12 protein-coding genes, 1 pseudogene and 1 riboswitch are annotated in these 15,258 nt (G+C 58.7%); of the genes and pseudogenes, 6 read left to right on the top strand and 7 right to left on the bottom strand.

Annotated features, from left to right (window positions below; translation table 11 throughout):
* Positions 1 to 27: 27 nt before the first annotated feature.
* The gene (locus Q334_RS0116240) at positions 28 to 471 is read right to left on the bottom strand and encodes a GNAT family N-acetyltransferase (protein WP_245593704.1); all 444 of its coding nucleotides are present in this window, start codon (positions 469 to 471) and stop codon (positions 28 to 30) included.
* 42 nt (positions 472 to 513) lie between these two features.
* Positions 514 to 1,401 carry an AraC family transcriptional regulator gene (locus Q334_RS0116235; protein WP_035461862.1) on the bottom strand — a complete coding sequence of 296 codons (888 nt, stop codon included), beginning with the start codon at positions 1,399 to 1,401 and terminating at the stop codon, positions 514 to 516.
* Positions 1,402 to 1,610: 209 nt separating this feature from the next.
* Between Q334_RS0116235 and Q334_RS0116230 the strand changes: the two genes are divergently transcribed.
* On the top strand, positions 1,611 to 2,762 hold the full coding sequence (locus Q334_RS0116230; RefSeq protein WP_027314125.1) for an iron-containing alcohol dehydrogenase: 1,152 nt from the start codon (positions 1,611 to 1,613) through the stop codon (positions 2,760 to 2,762).
* A gap of 102 nt (positions 2,763 to 2,864) precedes the next feature.
* Here Q334_RS0116230 and Q334_RS0116225 read toward each other — a convergent pair whose 3' ends face one another.
* The 5 genes from Q334_RS0116225 to Q334_RS0116205 form a co-directional block, all read right to left on the bottom strand.
* On the bottom strand, positions 2,865 to 5,327 hold the full coding sequence (locus tag Q334_RS0116225; protein ID WP_027314124.1) for an acyl-CoA dehydrogenase: 2,463 nt from the start codon (positions 5,325 to 5,327) through the stop codon (positions 2,865 to 2,867).
* A gap of 217 nt (positions 5,328 to 5,544) precedes the next feature.
* A complete protein-coding gene (gene hydA / locus Q334_RS0116220; protein ID WP_027314123.1) occupies positions 5,545 to 6,984 on the bottom strand; it encodes a dihydropyrimidinase in 1,440 nt (479 codons plus the stop codon).
* A 54-nt stretch (positions 6,985 to 7,038) separates the two neighbouring features.
* The gene (locus Q334_RS19575) at positions 7,039 to 8,541 is read right to left on the bottom strand and encodes an NCS1 family nucleobase:cation symporter-1 (protein ID WP_035461861.1); all 1,503 of its coding nucleotides are present in this window, start codon (positions 8,539 to 8,541) and stop codon (positions 7,039 to 7,041) included.
* A 159-nt stretch (positions 8,542 to 8,700) separates the two neighbouring features.
* Positions 8,701 to 9,594: a nitrilase-related carbon-nitrogen hydrolase gene (locus tag Q334_RS0116210; protein WP_027314122.1), complete on the bottom strand. Its 894-nt coding sequence runs from the start codon at positions 9,592 to 9,594 to the stop codon at positions 8,701 to 8,703.
* Between the two features lie 178 nt (positions 9,595 to 9,772).
* Entirely contained in the window at positions 9,773 to 10,219 is a 447-nt protein-coding gene (locus Q334_RS0116205) for a GNAT family N-acetyltransferase (protein WP_035461859.1), read from the bottom strand.
* Positions 10,220 to 10,299: 80 nt separating this feature from the next.
* Positions 10,300 to 10,495: riboswitch (cobalamin riboswitch) on the top strand.
* An 84-nt stretch (positions 10,496 to 10,579) separates the two neighbouring features.
* Between Q334_RS0116205 and Q334_RS0116200 the strand changes: the two genes are divergently transcribed.
* The 5 genes and pseudogenes from Q334_RS0116200 to Q334_RS20480 form a co-directional block, all read left to right on the top strand.
* Positions 10,580 to 12,445: a TonB-dependent receptor plug domain-containing protein gene (locus tag Q334_RS0116200; RefSeq protein WP_027314120.1), complete on the top strand. Its 1,866-nt coding sequence runs from the start codon at positions 10,580 to 10,582 to the stop codon at positions 12,443 to 12,445.
* A complete protein-coding gene (locus Q334_RS20185; RefSeq protein ID WP_211249568.1) occupies positions 12,420 to 13,250 on the top strand; it encodes an ABC transporter substrate-binding protein in 831 nt (276 codons plus the stop codon). Before Q334_RS0116200 ends, Q334_RS20185 begins: the two co-directional genes overlap by 26 nt.
* The gene (locus tag Q334_RS0116190; RefSeq protein ID WP_027314119.1) at positions 13,243 to 14,217 is read left to right on the top strand and encodes a FecCD family ABC transporter permease; all 975 of its coding nucleotides are present in this window, start codon (positions 13,243 to 13,245) and stop codon (positions 14,215 to 14,217) included. Before Q334_RS20185 ends, Q334_RS0116190 begins: the two co-directional genes overlap by 8 nt.
* The gene (locus Q334_RS19565) at positions 14,217 to 14,975 is read left to right on the top strand and encodes an ABC transporter ATP-binding protein (protein ID WP_051527887.1); all 759 of its coding nucleotides are present in this window, start codon (positions 14,217 to 14,219) and stop codon (positions 14,973 to 14,975) included. Before Q334_RS0116190 ends, Q334_RS19565 begins: the two co-directional genes overlap by 1 nt.
* Positions 14,975 to 15,258: pseudogene (locus tag Q334_RS20480) on the top strand (hypothetical protein); the annotation flags it as partial. The gene Q334_RS19565 and the pseudogene Q334_RS20480, both read left to right, overlap by 1 nt.

The raw sequence follows: 15,258 nt of genomic DNA, 5'->3' as shown, positions 1-15,258 counted from the left end.
GCCTCCAGGCAGACCTCGCAAGCCACACTAAGGTCGTTGTATCACCATGGGCTGATAAATCAGTCCGGCGGACTCCCCCACCTCATCAGAACAGACAAACCCATAGTGTTGATAAGCTGGCACCGAGGATAAAGATGCCTTCACCGTCACCTGGGTCACGCGGGCATGTTGCAAGGCGGTGGCCAGCAGTGCCTTGCCTACCCCCTGGCGCTGCATCTGCGGATCGACAAATAACATCGCGATATGCCGCCCTGCTTTTAATTCAATCACCCCCTGCACCTGGCCATCCTGCTCCGCCACCCAGAGCAGATTGTCACCGGCCATTCTGGCCAGAAAAGCCTCAGCAGCGGCGATGCTGGCAAAGGTAGCTACCCCCTCGGCACTCAGGGTGGGGGCAACCGCCTGCTGAAACGCCGCCAGACAGAGCCGACTCACTGCGGCGGCATCCTGTGGGTGCATGGCTCTGATCATCTTCATCCTTCCTTAGGTTTGCTGGATTATAAGTTCGCGCCCTTAAGCATGCTTAAGCCGCCCTTTACTGGGAGCGTAACCAAAATGCCGTTTAAATTCGCGGCTAAACTGCGACAGGCTTTCATAACCCACCTGCTGGGCCGCCACACTGGCGCGCCAGCCTTGGCTCTCAATGCCTTGGCGGGCGCGATCCAGACGCAGTTTTTTCAAATACTGCAACGGTGATTCCAGGGTAACCTGGCGAAAAGCCCGATAAAAAGCCGACTCACTCATGCCTGCCTCCTGTGCCAGCTCCTCCATCGCCAGGGGCGCAGCATAATCACGCTGAATCCGCAGTAACGCCTTGGCAATCTGCGCATACTTACCGTTATAGCTGGCCAAGCCCGATAGAATCCCACCCTGGGGCCCCGTCAACACCCGGTACAGAATCTCCTGCAGGATCGCCGGGCCAAGCAATTCTGCTTCCAACGGGTTAGCCAGCACCTTAGCCAAACGCACCACCGCATCTTCCATCTCGCCAACCAAGGGCACCGCATCAATCGCACAGGGTAGCTGTTCCTCAGCCGAAGTCAGCAGACCGGTTTGCCGTAAACGCTCTACCATTTCCCCCAGCAGCCCCAAGTCAATATCAATACTGAGACCCAGCAACGGATCTTGCTCAGTGGCAAAGGTTTCACACATAAAGGGGATAGAGACCCCCAGAATCAGGTAATTGTTGGCGTCATAACGCAACACTCGCTCACCAACATGACCAATCTTATGGCCCTGACCAATAATAATGAGCCCCGCCTCATACACTAATGGCGTGGGCGGGCAGTATTGAGTCACTTGAAACAGGCGTACGCCGGCCAGATTAAAGCTGACCGCTCCCTGCTTTAACTCCGGCTGATATTGCTGAGCCAGGGCGCGCAAGGCTTGTGCAATCGGCATAAAGAACCCTTCCTTCGCAGACATGACAGCGCTGATATGACAGCCCAGAACCGAGCATGATTAGACAAAATTATCGCCACTCATGTCGAGAACAGGCCTGCCATAAAGCAGAAATAGGCAAAACTTTGCCAGAAATAGGTATTCAAGCCTGTGCTTGCGCCCCTTAGTATTCAGCCTCATAAATTGTTGAGCCAACGGTGGAGAAGCCCATGAAATTCAGTTTTCACAATCCAACCCGCATCCAGTTCGGTCAGGGCCAAATTGCCAGCCTGGCTGAGCTGATTCCGGCTGGTGCCAGAGTACTGATGGTATACGGTGGCGGCTCCATTAAAGCCAACGGGGTGTACCAGCAGGTGACACAGGCCCTCAGCAGCTTCAGCTGGTACGAGTTTGCCGGCGTAGAGGCCAACCCTACCCGTGAGACGTTGGATAAGGCGGTGGCGCTGATTCGCGCGGAAAAGCTGGACTTTATCCTGGCGGTAGGTGGGGGCTCCGTCGCTGATGGCTGCAAATACATCGCCGCCGCAGCCTGCTACGAGGGGGAAGGCTGGGATATTTTGACCGGTGCCTATCAGATTCAGCAGGCTCTGCCACTGGGGGTGGTATTGACTCTGCCAGCCACAGGATCAGAGTCCAACCCTGCCGCGGTGATCAGCAACCAAGCCACCGGTGAGAAGCTGTCCTTTATGCATCCGGCGGTGTACCCACGTTTTGCCGTGCTCGATCCTGAAACCATGAGCACCCTGCCAGACCGGCAACTGGCCAATGGCGTGGTGGATGCCTTCGTCCATGTCTGTGAGCAATACCTGACCTACCCGACCGGCGCGTTGGTGCAGGATGCCCAGGCAGAAGCGCTGCTACGGGTTCTGCGCCAACTGGCGGAAACCTTTAACGAGCGTCACACCCCGGCTTGGCGCGCCAATCTTATGTGGGCCGCCAACCAGGCACTCAACGGGGTGATTGGTTTGGGCGTACCCCAGGACTGGGCTACCCACATGATCGGCCATGAGCTGACCGCCTTCTACGGCATTGACCATGCCCGTACCCTGGCCATTGTGCAGCCGGCACTCTTGAAAGAGTTCGAGCAGGAAAAGGCCGCCAAACTGGCACAACTGGGGCAGCAGGTGTTTGGCCTGGAGGAGGAAGATGCCACCCCCAGCATAGTGATTGCCGCCATTGAGCAGCTCTATCACCGGGTCGAGGTGCCCACGCGCCTGCAACCCTATGGCCTGCATGACAGCCTGGAGCAGGTTCAACAGAGGGTTGCCGATGCCTTGCAACGCCACGGCTATACCGCCATTGGCGAACGCGGAGACATCACCCCTGAGGATGTCAAAAACCTGCTGGCACATGCCTGGTAAGAGCAAACTTTGCCCTGCCGGCTAAGCTAAATCCGGGACAGAAAAAAGGCTGATGCTTCACGCACCAGCCTTTTAGTTTTGCCTCATTGGCCGCAAACGGGGCTAGCTAGCTGTCGATGCTTCCTCATCCAACCGCTCCTTCTGTTTGCGCGGCCGTGCCAGGGCATCGAAGGCGAAGTCATCCACCGTCAGCATCTCCAGCACCCGTGCCTCAAAATACTGCATAAAGGTGGCCTGATTGGCGGTTAATACCCCCGCTTGCAACGCCGCTTCTATCGCCTCTTCAGGGTGCAGCGCCTGCAGCGGCAGCTTGCCCTCATTCGCCGCCTGATTAATCAACTTATACAGGGGCTCCGCCTCGGCATAGTCCTCCAGTAACTGGTTATAACTGGCCAAAGGATTATCCTTCTGCCCTGACTGCCAGTTTTGCCAGGCTCCCTGTAATAGCTTGCGTCTCAAGGGTGAGTTGACCGATACCGCACGGGCAATGCGACGGGTCAGCTCATCCTTAGGCATTCCCCAGCGTCGTCCCAGCGGCAAAATAGTGGCCCGCAGTTTGAAGCGGATATACGCATTGGGCAGATTGCTCAGCAACTCATCAATGGCACTTTCCAGACGGTGCAACAGCCACTGGCAGCTGTACTCCATCAAGGCCTCCTCGTCCGCCACCTTGTCCCCTTCATGCCAGGCTTTCAGGGTGAGGGAGAGCAAATAAAGATTGGCGAGGATATCCCCCAGGCGGGCGGAGATCAGCTCGCGCTTTTTCAGACTGCTGCCGAGCAAGCCCATGGCCACATCGGACAACAGCCCCAGGGCCGCACTAAAACGCTCCACTTCCTGGGCATAGCGCCCCGCCTCCCCGCGGAAGGGGGTCGACGCCTGCCACCCCAAGGCACCACAAAAAGCCCGTGCCGCATTGCGATAGACATACCCAAGATGCCCCATCAGCGCCTGATCAAAGCCCGCCAGATCATCCGTATCCTTGGCCGCCAGCTCTTTCAATACCCAAGGGTGACAGCGAATGACCCCTTGGCCGAAGATCATCAGGCTGCGGGTCATAATATTGGCCCCTTCCACCGTGATCGCCACCGGGGTGGCGGCAAACAGGATGCCAAGATAGTTACGCGGCCCCAAGGTCACTGCCTTACCACCATGGATATCCATGGCATCCATCGCCATCTGCCGCTGCATCTCGGTTAAATGGTATTTGAGGATCGCCGAAGGTACGGCGGGCTTCTGACCGTTATCGATCATCTGTGCTGTGTGATTGACCGCCGCCGAGGCCACATAAACATTGGCCGCCAGACGCGCCAGGGGCGCCTGCACCCCCTCCATCTCCGCCACCGGCAACTTGAACTGGCGCCGTACCCGGGCAAAGCCGCCACTCCAACCTAAACAGTAGCGACCACTACCCGCCGCCGAGGAGGGCAAGGTAATGCAACGCCCTACCGACAGGCACTCCACTAGCATGCGCCAACCCTGCCCCACCATGGTCTGGCCACCAATCACAAACTCCAGCGGGATAAACACATCCCGTCCCCATATCGGCCCATTCATAAAGGGGCCGCCGATCGGGTGATGACGTCGGCCTATCTGCATGCCGGCAATGTCACGGGGCACCAGGGCACAGGTGATCCCCAAATCTTCCTCTTCACCGAGCAAGTGTTCAGGGTCAAACAGGCGGAAGGCCAACCCTACCACCGTGGCCACTGGGGCGAGGGTAATCCAACGTTTTTCGAAGTTAAGGCGAATGCCCAGTACCGACTGACCGTTGTATTCCCCCTGACAGAGGATACCGGTATCGGGAATCGAGGTCGCATCCGAGCCAGCCCGTGGGCCGGTCAGGCCAAAGCAGGGGATCTCCCGCCCATCCGCCAGACGGGGCAGGTAATAATCTTTTTGCTCCTGGGTGCCGTACTTCAGCAACAGCTCCCCCGGGCCAAGTGAGTTAGGCACCCCAACAGTACTCATCAGGGTTTCATTAACCGCCAGCTTCTGCAGCACCGCCGATTGCGCCTTGGCGGAAAACTCCAGACCGCCATAGGCCTTGGGAATAATCATGCCGAAGAAGCGTTCCTGCTTGAGGTAATCCCACAGCTCCTCCGGTAAATCGGCACGTTCAATGGCGACGTCATAGCCATTCACCATGCCCAGCGCTACCTCACACTGATGATCGAGGAAAGCCTGCTCTTCTTTACTCAAACCCGTGTAAGGCTGCTTGATCAGCTCATCCCAGTTCGGCGCCCCACTAAACAGCTCACCATCCCAACCAACGGTACCGGCATCCAGCGCCACCTGTTCGGTAGGGGACACCCGGGGGGCGACCTTTTTAAACAAAGCGAAGGCTTTCGGTGTTAACCACTGACGGCGCAGGCTGTCCACACTGAGCAAGGCACACAGCCCGCCCACCACCAACACCAGCAGCGCCAGAATGGCCCAACTGAGGCTAAAACCTAATACACCACTTATTAACAGTACGGCAGCTGCGGCTCTCAGGCCCCAGCCCTGCCGGGCCACCAGCAACAGAGCTAACCAGGTAACCACCAACCAAATCAGGGTATTCATGCGCTAAGGCTCCTTATTATGCGCACCCGCTTACAGGGGGCATTTTTTTATTCGCCCTGTATCTGTAGCCCTAAAGCGCAGCAGGAGCAAGCCTCTTGCGCTTTGCGCATAAAAAAGGGAAGCCCGCAGGCTTCCCGAATCCGCTGTCCTCTCCCGCCCTTAGGCGTGGCAGTAGAGGACAACGGCCACCGAGCTGTTATCTGGTGTCAACCTATCGTTAACGGGCCACCGCTTTCGGCGCCGCCAACTCACCCTGCTTATGCATGGCATCAAACATCGGGCTAAAGGCCGGACGATGCAGGTAACGCCCTGCGCCCCGTTCGGCGCGCAGGTCACCCTTGGCCCACACCACCTTGCCCTGACTGAGGGTATAAGAGGGGATGCCCTTCACCGTGCGCCCTTCAAAGATATTGAAGTCGATATTCTGGTGATGGGTCTTGGCGGAGATGGTGCGTGTGCCCTGTGGGTCCCACACCACCAGATCCGCATCGGCCCCCACGCTGACACTGCCCTTGCGCGGATAGAGATTAAAAATCTTGGCGGCATTGGCGGAGGTCACGGCAACAAACTCATTCAGAGTCAGGCGGCCCGTGTTCACTCCGGCATCCCAGATCACCGCCATGCGATCCTCTACCCCGGCGGTACCGTTGGGTATCTTGGTGAAGTTATCCCGTCCGGCGGCTTTTTGCTCGGCGCAGAAGCAGCAGTGATCGGTGGCGGTGGTTTGCAGATTCCCCCCTTGCAGACCGCGCCAAAGCGCTTCCTGATGCTCCTTGGAACGGAAGGGCGGGCTCATCACATGGGCTGCAGCAAACTCAAAATCGGGATGGCGATAGACCGAGTCATCGACAATCAAATGCCCGGCCAGACACTCCCCAAACACCCGCTGGCCTTCATTGCGGGCACGGGTAATGGCATCCAGCGACTCCTTGCAGGAGACATGGACGATATAGATAGGCACATTCATCACCTGGGCGATACGGATGGCGCGATTGGCAGCCTCCCCCTCCACCGCCGGTGGCCGTGACAATGGGTGCCCTTCCGGCCCGGTAATGCCCTGGGCCAGCAGCTCCTGCTGCAACTGGAACACCAGCTCGCCGTTTTCCGCATGCACGGTGGGCATCGCCCCCAACTCCATGCAGCGGCGGAAGCTTTTCACCAGCACTTCATCGTCCGCCATGATGGCATTTTTATAGGCCATAAAGTGCTTGAAGCTGTTCACTCCATGCTCATGCACCAGGGTACCCATATCGCGGTGCACCGACTCATCCCACCAAGTGATAGCCACATGGAAGGAGTAATCCGCCGCGGCCTTGGCCGACCAGTCACGCCACTGGTGGAAGGCATCCATCAACGGCTGCTGCGGATTGGGAATGACAAAATCGATGATGCTGGTATTCCCCCCCGCCAGACCTGCGGCGGTACCGGTATAGAAGTCATCCGAGGCGACCGTTCCCATAAAGGGCAGCTGCATGTGGGTATGGGGGTCAATGCCGCCTGGCATCACATATTGGCCACAGGCATCAATCACCTCCGCATTGGCAGGCACCTCCAGGTTCGGGCCAATGGCCTTAATCACCCCATCGGCACAGTACACATCGGCCTCAAAGCTATGCTCGGCGGTGACCACTGTCCCGCCACGAATCACGACAGACATGGGCATTTCCTTCTGAGTAAGTCGCCCCGGCAGCCGCGCCACCGGGGCGCAGGGTTAGGAGTTAACCGCCGCACCGGTCAGTGCAGGGCTGCTGGCACGATTACCCAGCATGAAGTAGACCAGGCCACCGAGCAGCGAGCCGGTGAACCAGCCATATTGATAGAACCAGCCCAGGGTACCGGTACTGAGGGAGAACAGGGTCAGCCCCACCGGCACGGCAAAGGCAATCAGGCCGGCACTGTTAAAACCGGCATAGATGCCATTGGTTTTATACAGCTCCGCCAGGTTGAGTTGCTGACGTTTAATCAGGAAGTAATCGACGATCATAATCCCGGCGATCGGCCCCAGCAGGCTGGAGTAACCCAGCAGCCAGTTGGTGTACATTGCCTCGACACTGACATCGGACTGAATCCAGCCAAGCTTTTTCAACAGCTCCCAGCCCATCAACGCCACACCAATGGCACCGGTGAGCAGCACGCCACGGGTCTGGTTGATCTTTTTCGGCGCCAGGTTCTGGAAGTCATTGGTGGGGGAGACGATATTGGCCGCCGTATTAGTAGAGATGGTGGCGATGATGATCATCAGCATCGCAATCACTACCCAGAAGGGGCTGTCGATCTTACCGATCAGGTTAATCGGATCAGAGATGGTTTCGCCAACCAGGCTGGCGGAAGCCGCCGTCATCACCACCCCCAGGGCAGCAAAGAAGAACATGGTCAGCGGCAGGCCGATAATCTGCCCCATCACCTGATCTTTCTGCGAGCGCACGTAACGGCTGAAGTCGGGGATGTTAAGTGACAGGGTGGCCCAGAAGCCCACCATGGCAGTCAAACCACCAAAGAAGTAAGAGGCAAAGGACGCCTCCTCCGGACGATTAGCCGGCACCGCCATCAGCTCGGTGATGGACACCTTCGGCATCGCCCACAGCATCAGGCCGATCCCCACCGCCAGCAATAAGGGTGCGGACAGGGTCTCCAGTATCTTGATCGACTCGGAGCCACGGATGACCACCATCAAGTTCAAGGCTAAAAAGAGGAAGAAGCCAATCACCTCACCGGTACCCCCTAAGGCGGCCCAGCCGGGAATCAGGGCAGAGAAAAGAATATGGATGGCAATGCCACCAAACAGTGTTTGGATACCAAACCAGCCGCAGGCCACCAGGGCACGGATCAAACAGGGGATGTTAGAGCCCAGCACACCAAAGGAGGAGCGCAGCAATACCGGAAAGGGGATACCGTATTTGGTACCGGAAAAAGCATTCAGGGTCAGGGGAATCAAGACCACTACGTTAGCCAGCAAGATGGTCAGCAGCGCCTCCCCCACTGACAAACCAAAGTAGGCGGTCAGCACGCCACCCAGGGTATAGGTTGGCACGCAGATCGCCATCCCCACCCACAGGGCTGCCACGTTCCAGGTATTCCAGGTGCGCTCCTGCACCTTCGTCGGCGCAATATCCTCATTAAAGTGGGCGCTGTCAGCGACATCCGGGCCCACCTCCAGTTCATAGAACTCTCCAACCTTAACGGCGCTGGAGCTGCCGGATTGATGGCTACTCATCGTGGTTCCTCTATTTGTTCTTATTTGCGGTACCTGTCAGCCCTGCCAGGCCTTCAGATGATCAGCACTAGAATGGCCAAGCCGCCCGGCTTGCCATCCCGCGGCTACAGCCTGCCCAGCTCCCACCGTCCAACGGGGGAGTCGGGCAAGCCATAACATTCAATGATCAGGAGCGGTCAGATCGCCATAGAGGTCGGGGCGGCGGTCACGGAAAAACTGCCAGCCCTTGCGCACCTCACGGATCAGGTTGAGATCAATCTCATGCACCAACAGCTCATCTTCGCCATAGCTGGCCTGGGCTTCGATTTTGCCCAGTGGATTGACGATATAGCTGGAGCCGTAGAACTCCCCCATGCGCTCATCCCAGGGAGCTTCACGCCCTACCCGGTTGATGGCACCGATAAAGACGCCGTTGGCCGCTGCCGCAGCTGGTTGCTCCAGCTCCCACAGGTATTTGCTTTTACCGGCAACGGTGGCAGAGGGATTGACGATGTATTCCGCCCCATTCAAGGCCAGGGCGCGCCAGCCCTCGGGGAAGTGGCGGTCGTAGCAGATGTACACCCCTAACTTGCAATAGGCGGTGTCAAACACGGGGTAGCCCAGGTTGCCGGGCTTGAAGTAGAGCTTCTCCCAGAAGCCGGGAGCGGTATCGGGGATATGGGTCTTGCGGTATTTGCCCAGGTAACGGCCATCGGCATCAATTACCGCGGCGGTGTTGTAATACACCCCGGGCAAGTCTTCCTCGTAGATGGGCACCACAATCACCATCTGATGCTTTTTCGCATATTCCTGCATCAGGCGGGTGGTGGGGCCATCCGGAATCGACTCGGCGGCAGCGTACCACTTGCTGTCCTGGCTGGGGCAAAAGTAAGGCTGGGTAAAGACCTCCTGAAAACACAGCACCTGCACACCTTGCCGCCCGGCCTCATCAATCAGGGGCAGATGGGCCTCCAGCATATGCTGGCGGATTTGCTCAGGGCTCATGGAGGTGTCCCCCTTGAGGGACATCTGGATCAGGCCGCACTTCAGTGTCGGCGCCTTCAATGTTGTCATGGTGTCGCCTTTTATTGTTATTGGATGGCTGACGTCATGACCGCAAACACGTGCTTGCATTGGTCAATAAAACGTCATGTTTTTACCTGATGGTAAATACTAGACCGCTTTCTGACCTCTGCAAGGTTATTTTTGCCAATTGGCAAAACAAAAATTTAACTCGAATAAATTCAAATACTTAACTGGCAGACAAACGCCGCATATCGATATGTGGAATACCATCCTCCAGATACACATTGGAAACTGGCATAAACCCCAGACGGCGATAAAATTCTTCCAGATACTGCTGCGCCCCCAGCTCCACCATGGTGGCCGGACGCTCCTGCGCAATCCGCTTTAACGCCGCCTGCATTAACTTCGCTGCCAGCCCCTGCCCACGCCCGGCGGGCGCCACCACCACCCGGCCGATCCGCACCGGGGTATCCTGCATAAACACCCGCAGGTAACCCTGTAGCTCATTGCCCTGCCAGGCCAGCAAATGCAAAGCCTGGGGGTCATTGCCATCAATATCCGGATACAAACACTGCTGCTCCAACACAAACACCTGCTGACGCAACGCCAAGACCTGATAAAGCTGGCTGGCACTTAATTCACTAAAAGCTAACCACTGCAATGACAGGCTCATCCTCTGCTCCTCCGCTAATCCTGAATCTGGCTCATTCTAACCTGAATAGCTTCCATCGCCTTTAGCGCCAAAATCAGGTAAAGTGCGCGCCGCCTATGGGTGCTTGGCCAGCGAAGGGAAAGGCGGCCGAGCTGAAAAGGGAATAGGGTGCAAATCCCTAGCTGTCCCCGCAACTGTGAAGGTGAGTCGGTATTGAGCCACTGTCAGCCAGGCTGATGGGAAGGGGTACCAGACGTTGAACCGAGCCAGGAGACCTGCCCAAGGCCTCACGTCGTCATGCTGCAAACGGGGTGTTTTGCGGCCGGTGAAGCCCATCGTCGACGGCGAAAGTTTTCCTGAACCGGATTGGAGACTGACGCTGTGAAGCACTCTGCATCACTCTTGCAGGCGGCTACTGCACGCCCGCTATTTGCCCTTGCCCCCCTGACCCTGGCCTTACTGGCCAACCCTGCTCAAGCCAATGATCATGGTAGTGAAGCCGATGTCCTGGTCACCGCCAGCCGTCTGCCGCAAAGCCAGACCAGCGTCGGCAGCAGCGTCACGGTAATCACCCGTGCTGAGCTGGAAAAACGCCAAGTCCGCACCCTGGCTGATGCCCTGCATGGTGCTCCCGGCGTGAACGTATTTGCCACCTCTACCCCGGGCTCACTGACACCGATTCGTCTGCGTGGCCTGCACCAGCGCTTTACCCAGGTGGTGATTGATGGCGTACCGGTCAATGACCCCTCCAACGTCGAAAACGACATGGACATCGGCACCCTGCAAGTGGCTGATATCGAGCGAATCGAAATCGTCCGCGGCCCGCAGAGCGCCCTCTGGGGCAGCGATGCCATTGGTGGTGTGGTGCATATCATTACCCGCAAAGGCCAGGGCAAGCCGGTGACCGAAATTGACACCGAAGTCGGCAGTCACGGTACCCAGCAGATCAGCCTATCCCGCCGCGCCCAGTATGAGCGCCTGGGTTATGCCATCAACGTCAGCAACCTGCACTCCAATGGTTTCTCCGCGGCTAACGAAAAGCGCGGCGCCAGCGAAGCGGACGGCATTGAAAGCCGCCAGGCCAGTGGTTCTGTCAGCTATCAACTGACCGATAGCTGGAAGGTCAGTGCCAATCTCAGCCATAACCTCAGCACCTATGACATTGATGCCAGCTGGCCCACCGTTAGCGACAACCGCGACTGGAGCAAAGCCGAGCGCAATACCCTGCGCCTGCAAAGCGAGTGGGACCTGCTCGGCGGCGACTGGCAGCACCGCTTGGGGTACAGCAAGAGCAATACCCTGCGTCACCAGTACACCAGTTTTGGTGGTTTCTTTGATGGTGAGCGCGAAGTGGTCGACTACCAGACCCAGTATCACTTTGCCTCCGACCTCTTTGGTGGGCTGGAAAACAGCGTGATTTTTGCTGCCGAGCATGAGAACGAATCAGCCCACACCGGCTCCATCAACAAGAGCGTCAGCGCCGACTCCCTGGCCCTGGAATATGTGGCCAACTGGCAGGACACCCTGAGCGCCAGCCTCAGTCATCGCCTCGATAACAACCACGAATTTGCCGATGAAGACAGCAGCCGTATTGCCCTGTCCTGGCAAGTGCTGGACGGTACCCGCCTGCACTCCAGCTACGGCACCGGGGTCAAAAACCCCAGTCTTAACCAGCTGTTTGGCCCCTGGGGCGGCAATGCCAACCTGCAAGCACAAAGCAGTAGGGGTTGGGATCTGGGCGTCAGTCAACAACTGGGCGACTGGCAACTGGATCTGACCTGGTTTGATAACCGCGTCGATAACCTGATTGGCTACACCACCGGCTACTTCAACGTAGCAGGCATTACCCGCAGCCAAGGGGTAGAAACCAGCCTGCGTGGCGCCCTGAGCGAGCAACTGGATCTGCAGGCCAGCTATACCTACACCGATGTGGATAACGATGCCGGTGACAGCAACTCCCTGCTTCGCCAACCCTGGCATGAAGCCGCCCTTAACCTGGATTACCGCTTAGGCTTTATCCCCGCAGCGCTGAATCTGGATGTGCACTTCAAGGGCCGCCGCCTGGATACCGGCAGCAAGGTATTGCCAAGCTACACCCTGGTGAATCTGGGTGGCCGTTATGAGCTGAATGAAACCTGGCAAGTTCATGCCCGGGTGCATAACCTGTTCGATCGTGACTACGAAGAACTTTACGGTTATGGCACCTCTAAACGCGCCTTCTATGCCGGGGTCAATGCCCGCTTCTAAGCGCCTGGCAGGCTGCCTTGCCAGCCTGCTGCTTTTGTTGCCGCTACTGGCCAGTGCCAGTAGCGTGGCCCCTGCACGGGTGGTGTCCATTCACCAGTGCAGTGACCGCCTGGCCTTGCAACTGGCCTCCCCTTCCCAGTTGCAAGCGCTGTCCTATCTCAGTGCCGATGAAGCCAAAGCCCGTCAGTTGCCTACCCTCCATGCTGGTGCCGATGAAGTCGCCTGGCTGCAACCGGATTTGGTTTTGGCCGATTCGTTTTCCTCGCCCCACACCCTGAGCTTGCTCCGCCAGCTCAATATTCCAGTACACAGCCTTAACTGGGTCAGCAACTTTGCCGATATTGCCCCCCGCCTGCGTGCCCTCGGCCAAGCACTTGGCCAGCATCAAGCCGGGCAACAACAGGCCCAGCAGCTGGAAGAGCGTCTGCAACAGCTCCGGCCCCAAGGCCAGCAACGTCAGACCCTGCTCATCAGCCAGGGCGGCTGGACCCCCGCCACCGATACTCTGAGTGGCGACCTGCTACAACGCCTGCAGCTACGGGATGCCCGCGGCCCAGGCCAGCATGGCTGGCAACGCCTGACGCTGGAGCAAATCTGGCGCTTGCAGCCACAGCTGATTATTGTGCTGGAAGACGATAGCCCCCTGCCCTCCCTCGGAGCCCCCTATTGGCAACTGGCCAGCCTGAGCCGTGGTCCCTGGCAACTGCTACGGCTGCCCGGCACTGGCCTAAGCTGCGCCGAACCCAGCGCCCTGCACACCCTGGAGCGTTTAAACCTGTTACTGGAGAAGCTGCCCCATGGCTGAACGGCCCTTTATCCGTTTAATGGCCCTGCTGGCCGGCGCCGTGCTCTTGGCCATGCTGCTGTCATTACTGCTCAGCCCCGGTGGCACCCTGCATTGGCCCAACCAAGGCTGGCAATGGCAACTGCTACTCGAAGTACGCTTGCCCCGCACCCTGCTCACTCTGCTATGCGGTGCCAGCCTGGGGCTGGCCGGTGCCGCCCTGCAGGGTTACCTGCATAATCCCCTGGCGGAACCGGGCCTGCTCGGCATTTCCAGCTGGGCGGGCCTGGGGGCAGTGTTGGTGTTTTATTTTGGCCCCGTCGCAACCCTGGCCTGGTGGTTGCCCGCCGGTGGCATTATTGGCGCGCTGATCAGCCTGACTGCCCTAAGCTGGCTGGCGGGGCGCCACCCCAGTGTTAGCCTGTTTATTCTGGCAGGGGTGGCCCTGGCCAGCCTCGGCGGTGCTTTGATGAGCCTGGCGCTGAACCTGGCCCCCAATCCCTTTGCTGCGCTTGAAGTGATCTTCTGGCTACTTGGCTCCACCGCCGACCGCAGTCTGGAACAGGTGCTGCTAATCCTGCCGCCGGTATTGCTCGGCAACCTGATGCTGCTACGCCTGGGCCCCTCTCTCTATGCCTGGTCACTCGGACAAGAAGCGGCAACCAGTCTCGGCATCAACCCCCATTGGCTGCGCCGTCAGATCCTGCTTGGCTGCGGCCTCAGTGTCGGCAGTTGCGTGGCGATGAGTGGCGGCATCGGCTTTGTTGGCCTGGTCGTTCCCCATCTGCTGCGCCCCTGGTTACGCCAGCGGCCCGATGCCCTGCTCGCCGCCAGCGCCCTGGGTGGCGCCCTGTTATTGCTATTGGCAGATCTGGGGGTGCGTCTATTACCCACCGGCACCGAGTTAAAACTCGGGGTGCTCACCGCGCTGATCGGCGCACCGGTGTTCTTCCAACTGCTACTGCAGAAAAAACGGGAGCTGTGGTAATGCCCATCTTGCTTGATGCCCAACACCTCAGCCTGCCTCACCCGCTACAACCGCGCCCGATGTTAGCGCCGGTTAATCTGCAACTGCGCAGCGGCCAGCTTTGTGTCCTGCTCGGCCCCAATGGTGCAGGCAAGTCCACCCTGTTGCGTACCCTGGCCGGGCTGCAGGCCAACTACCAGGGCCAGTTACACTGGCTTAACCAGCCCCTGCAACAATTGGACTATCAGGCCCGCAGCCGTCTGCTCGCCTACCTGCCGCAACAGCCCCAATGCGCCTGGGGCCTGCAGGTGGAGGATGTAGTCGCCCTTGGCCGCCTGCCCCATGGCAAGGCCCAGTTGGATAACGTGGTGGAAGCCATCCTGAGCCAAACCGACTGCCAACGTCTGCGCCAGCGCTCCCTGCATCAACTTTCCGGCGGCGAACAGGCACGGGTATTACTGGCCCGCGCCCTGGCGGTACAGGCCCCGCTGCTACTGGCGGATGAACCCATTGCCGGCCTTGATCCCCGCCATCAATTGCAGATGATGCAACTACTACAGGATTACAGCCGTGAGCAAGGGGTGTTGCTGGTACTCCATGACTTGAACCTGGCCGCCCGCTTTGCCGATCAGATCTGGCTATTGGATGAACAGGGTCAGCTTACCCAGGGCCCACCCGCCGAGGTGTTAACCGCCGAGCGCCTGCAGCAGGTATACGGCCCCCGTTTTGCCTGTGACTGGCAACGCCAGCCACCCCTGGTGGAAATGCTGGGGCCCTGATGCCGACGGGCTGGCATACCCACCGCCTCAAGCGCTGGCTGCTGCTATCGCTGCTGGCCCATGCACTGCTGGCGCTCTGGCTGGTACTGCTGCCCCCCACTTTGCTAACCCCCTCTGCCAATAGCAGCCAGGTACTCACCCTGAGCCTCAGCCCCCAGCCTGCAACCGCCGTGGTGGAACCCAGCCAAAGCACGCCCTCCACCTCGGTAGCCCAGCGCAGCGAACAGGGCGCATCACAGCCACAGCCACAGCCACAGCCACAGCCACAGCCACAGCCACAGCC

Origin of the sequence: Balneatrix alpica DSM 16621 (genome assembly GCF_000619885.1) — a bacterium.
In the GTDB taxonomy this organism is placed as follows: domain Bacteria; phylum Pseudomonadota; class Gammaproteobacteria; order Pseudomonadales; family Balneatricaceae; genus Balneatrix; species Balneatrix alpica.
The sequence above is the reverse complement of the archived record's forward strand: the minus strand, read 5'-3'. Positions and strand labels throughout refer to the sequence as shown.

What these genes read in the sequence shown, in the direction of transcription:
- Q334_RS0116230 (WP_027314125.1), top strand. Translation starts at nt 1,611, where the DNA reads ATGAAATTCAGTTTTCACAATCCAACCCGCATCCAGTTCGGTCAGGGC.
- Q334_RS0116225 (WP_027314124.1), bottom strand. Translation starts at nt 5,327, where the DNA reads ATGAATACCCTGATTTGGTTGGTGGTTACCTGGTTAGCTCTGTTGCTG.
- Q334_RS19575 (WP_035461861.1), bottom strand. Translation starts at nt 8,541, where the DNA reads ATGAGTAGCCATCAATCCGGCAGCTCCAGCGCCGTTAAGGTTGGAGAG.
- Q334_RS0116235 (WP_035461862.1), bottom strand. Translation starts at nt 1,401, where the DNA reads ATGCCGATTGCACAAGCCTTGCGCGCCCTGGCTCAGCAATATCAGCCG.
- Q334_RS20185 (WP_211249568.1), top strand. Translation starts at nt 12,420, where the DNA reads ATGCCGGGGTCAATGCCCGCTTCTAAGCGCCTGGCAGGCTGCCTTGCC.
- Q334_RS0116240 (WP_245593704.1), bottom strand. Translation starts at nt 471, where the DNA reads ATGATCAGAGCCATGCACCCACAGGATGCCGCCGCAGTGAGTCGGCTC.
- Q334_RS0116190 (WP_027314119.1), top strand. Translation starts at nt 13,243, where the DNA reads ATGGCTGAACGGCCCTTTATCCGTTTAATGGCCCTGCTGGCCGGCGCC.
- Q334_RS0116205 (WP_035461859.1), bottom strand. Translation starts at nt 10,219, where the DNA reads ATGAGCCTGTCATTGCAGTGGTTAGCTTTTAGTGAATTAAGTGCCAGC.
- hydA (WP_027314123.1), bottom strand. Translation starts at nt 6,984, where the DNA reads ATGTCTGTCGTGATTCGTGGCGGGACAGTGGTCACCGCCGAGCATAGC.
- Q334_RS0116210 (WP_027314122.1), bottom strand. Translation starts at nt 9,594, where the DNA reads ATGACAACATTGAAGGCGCCGACACTGAAGTGCGGCCTGATCCAGATG.
- Q334_RS19565 (WP_051527887.1), top strand. Translation starts at nt 14,217, where the DNA reads ATGCCCATCTTGCTTGATGCCCAACACCTCAGCCTGCCTCACCCGCTA.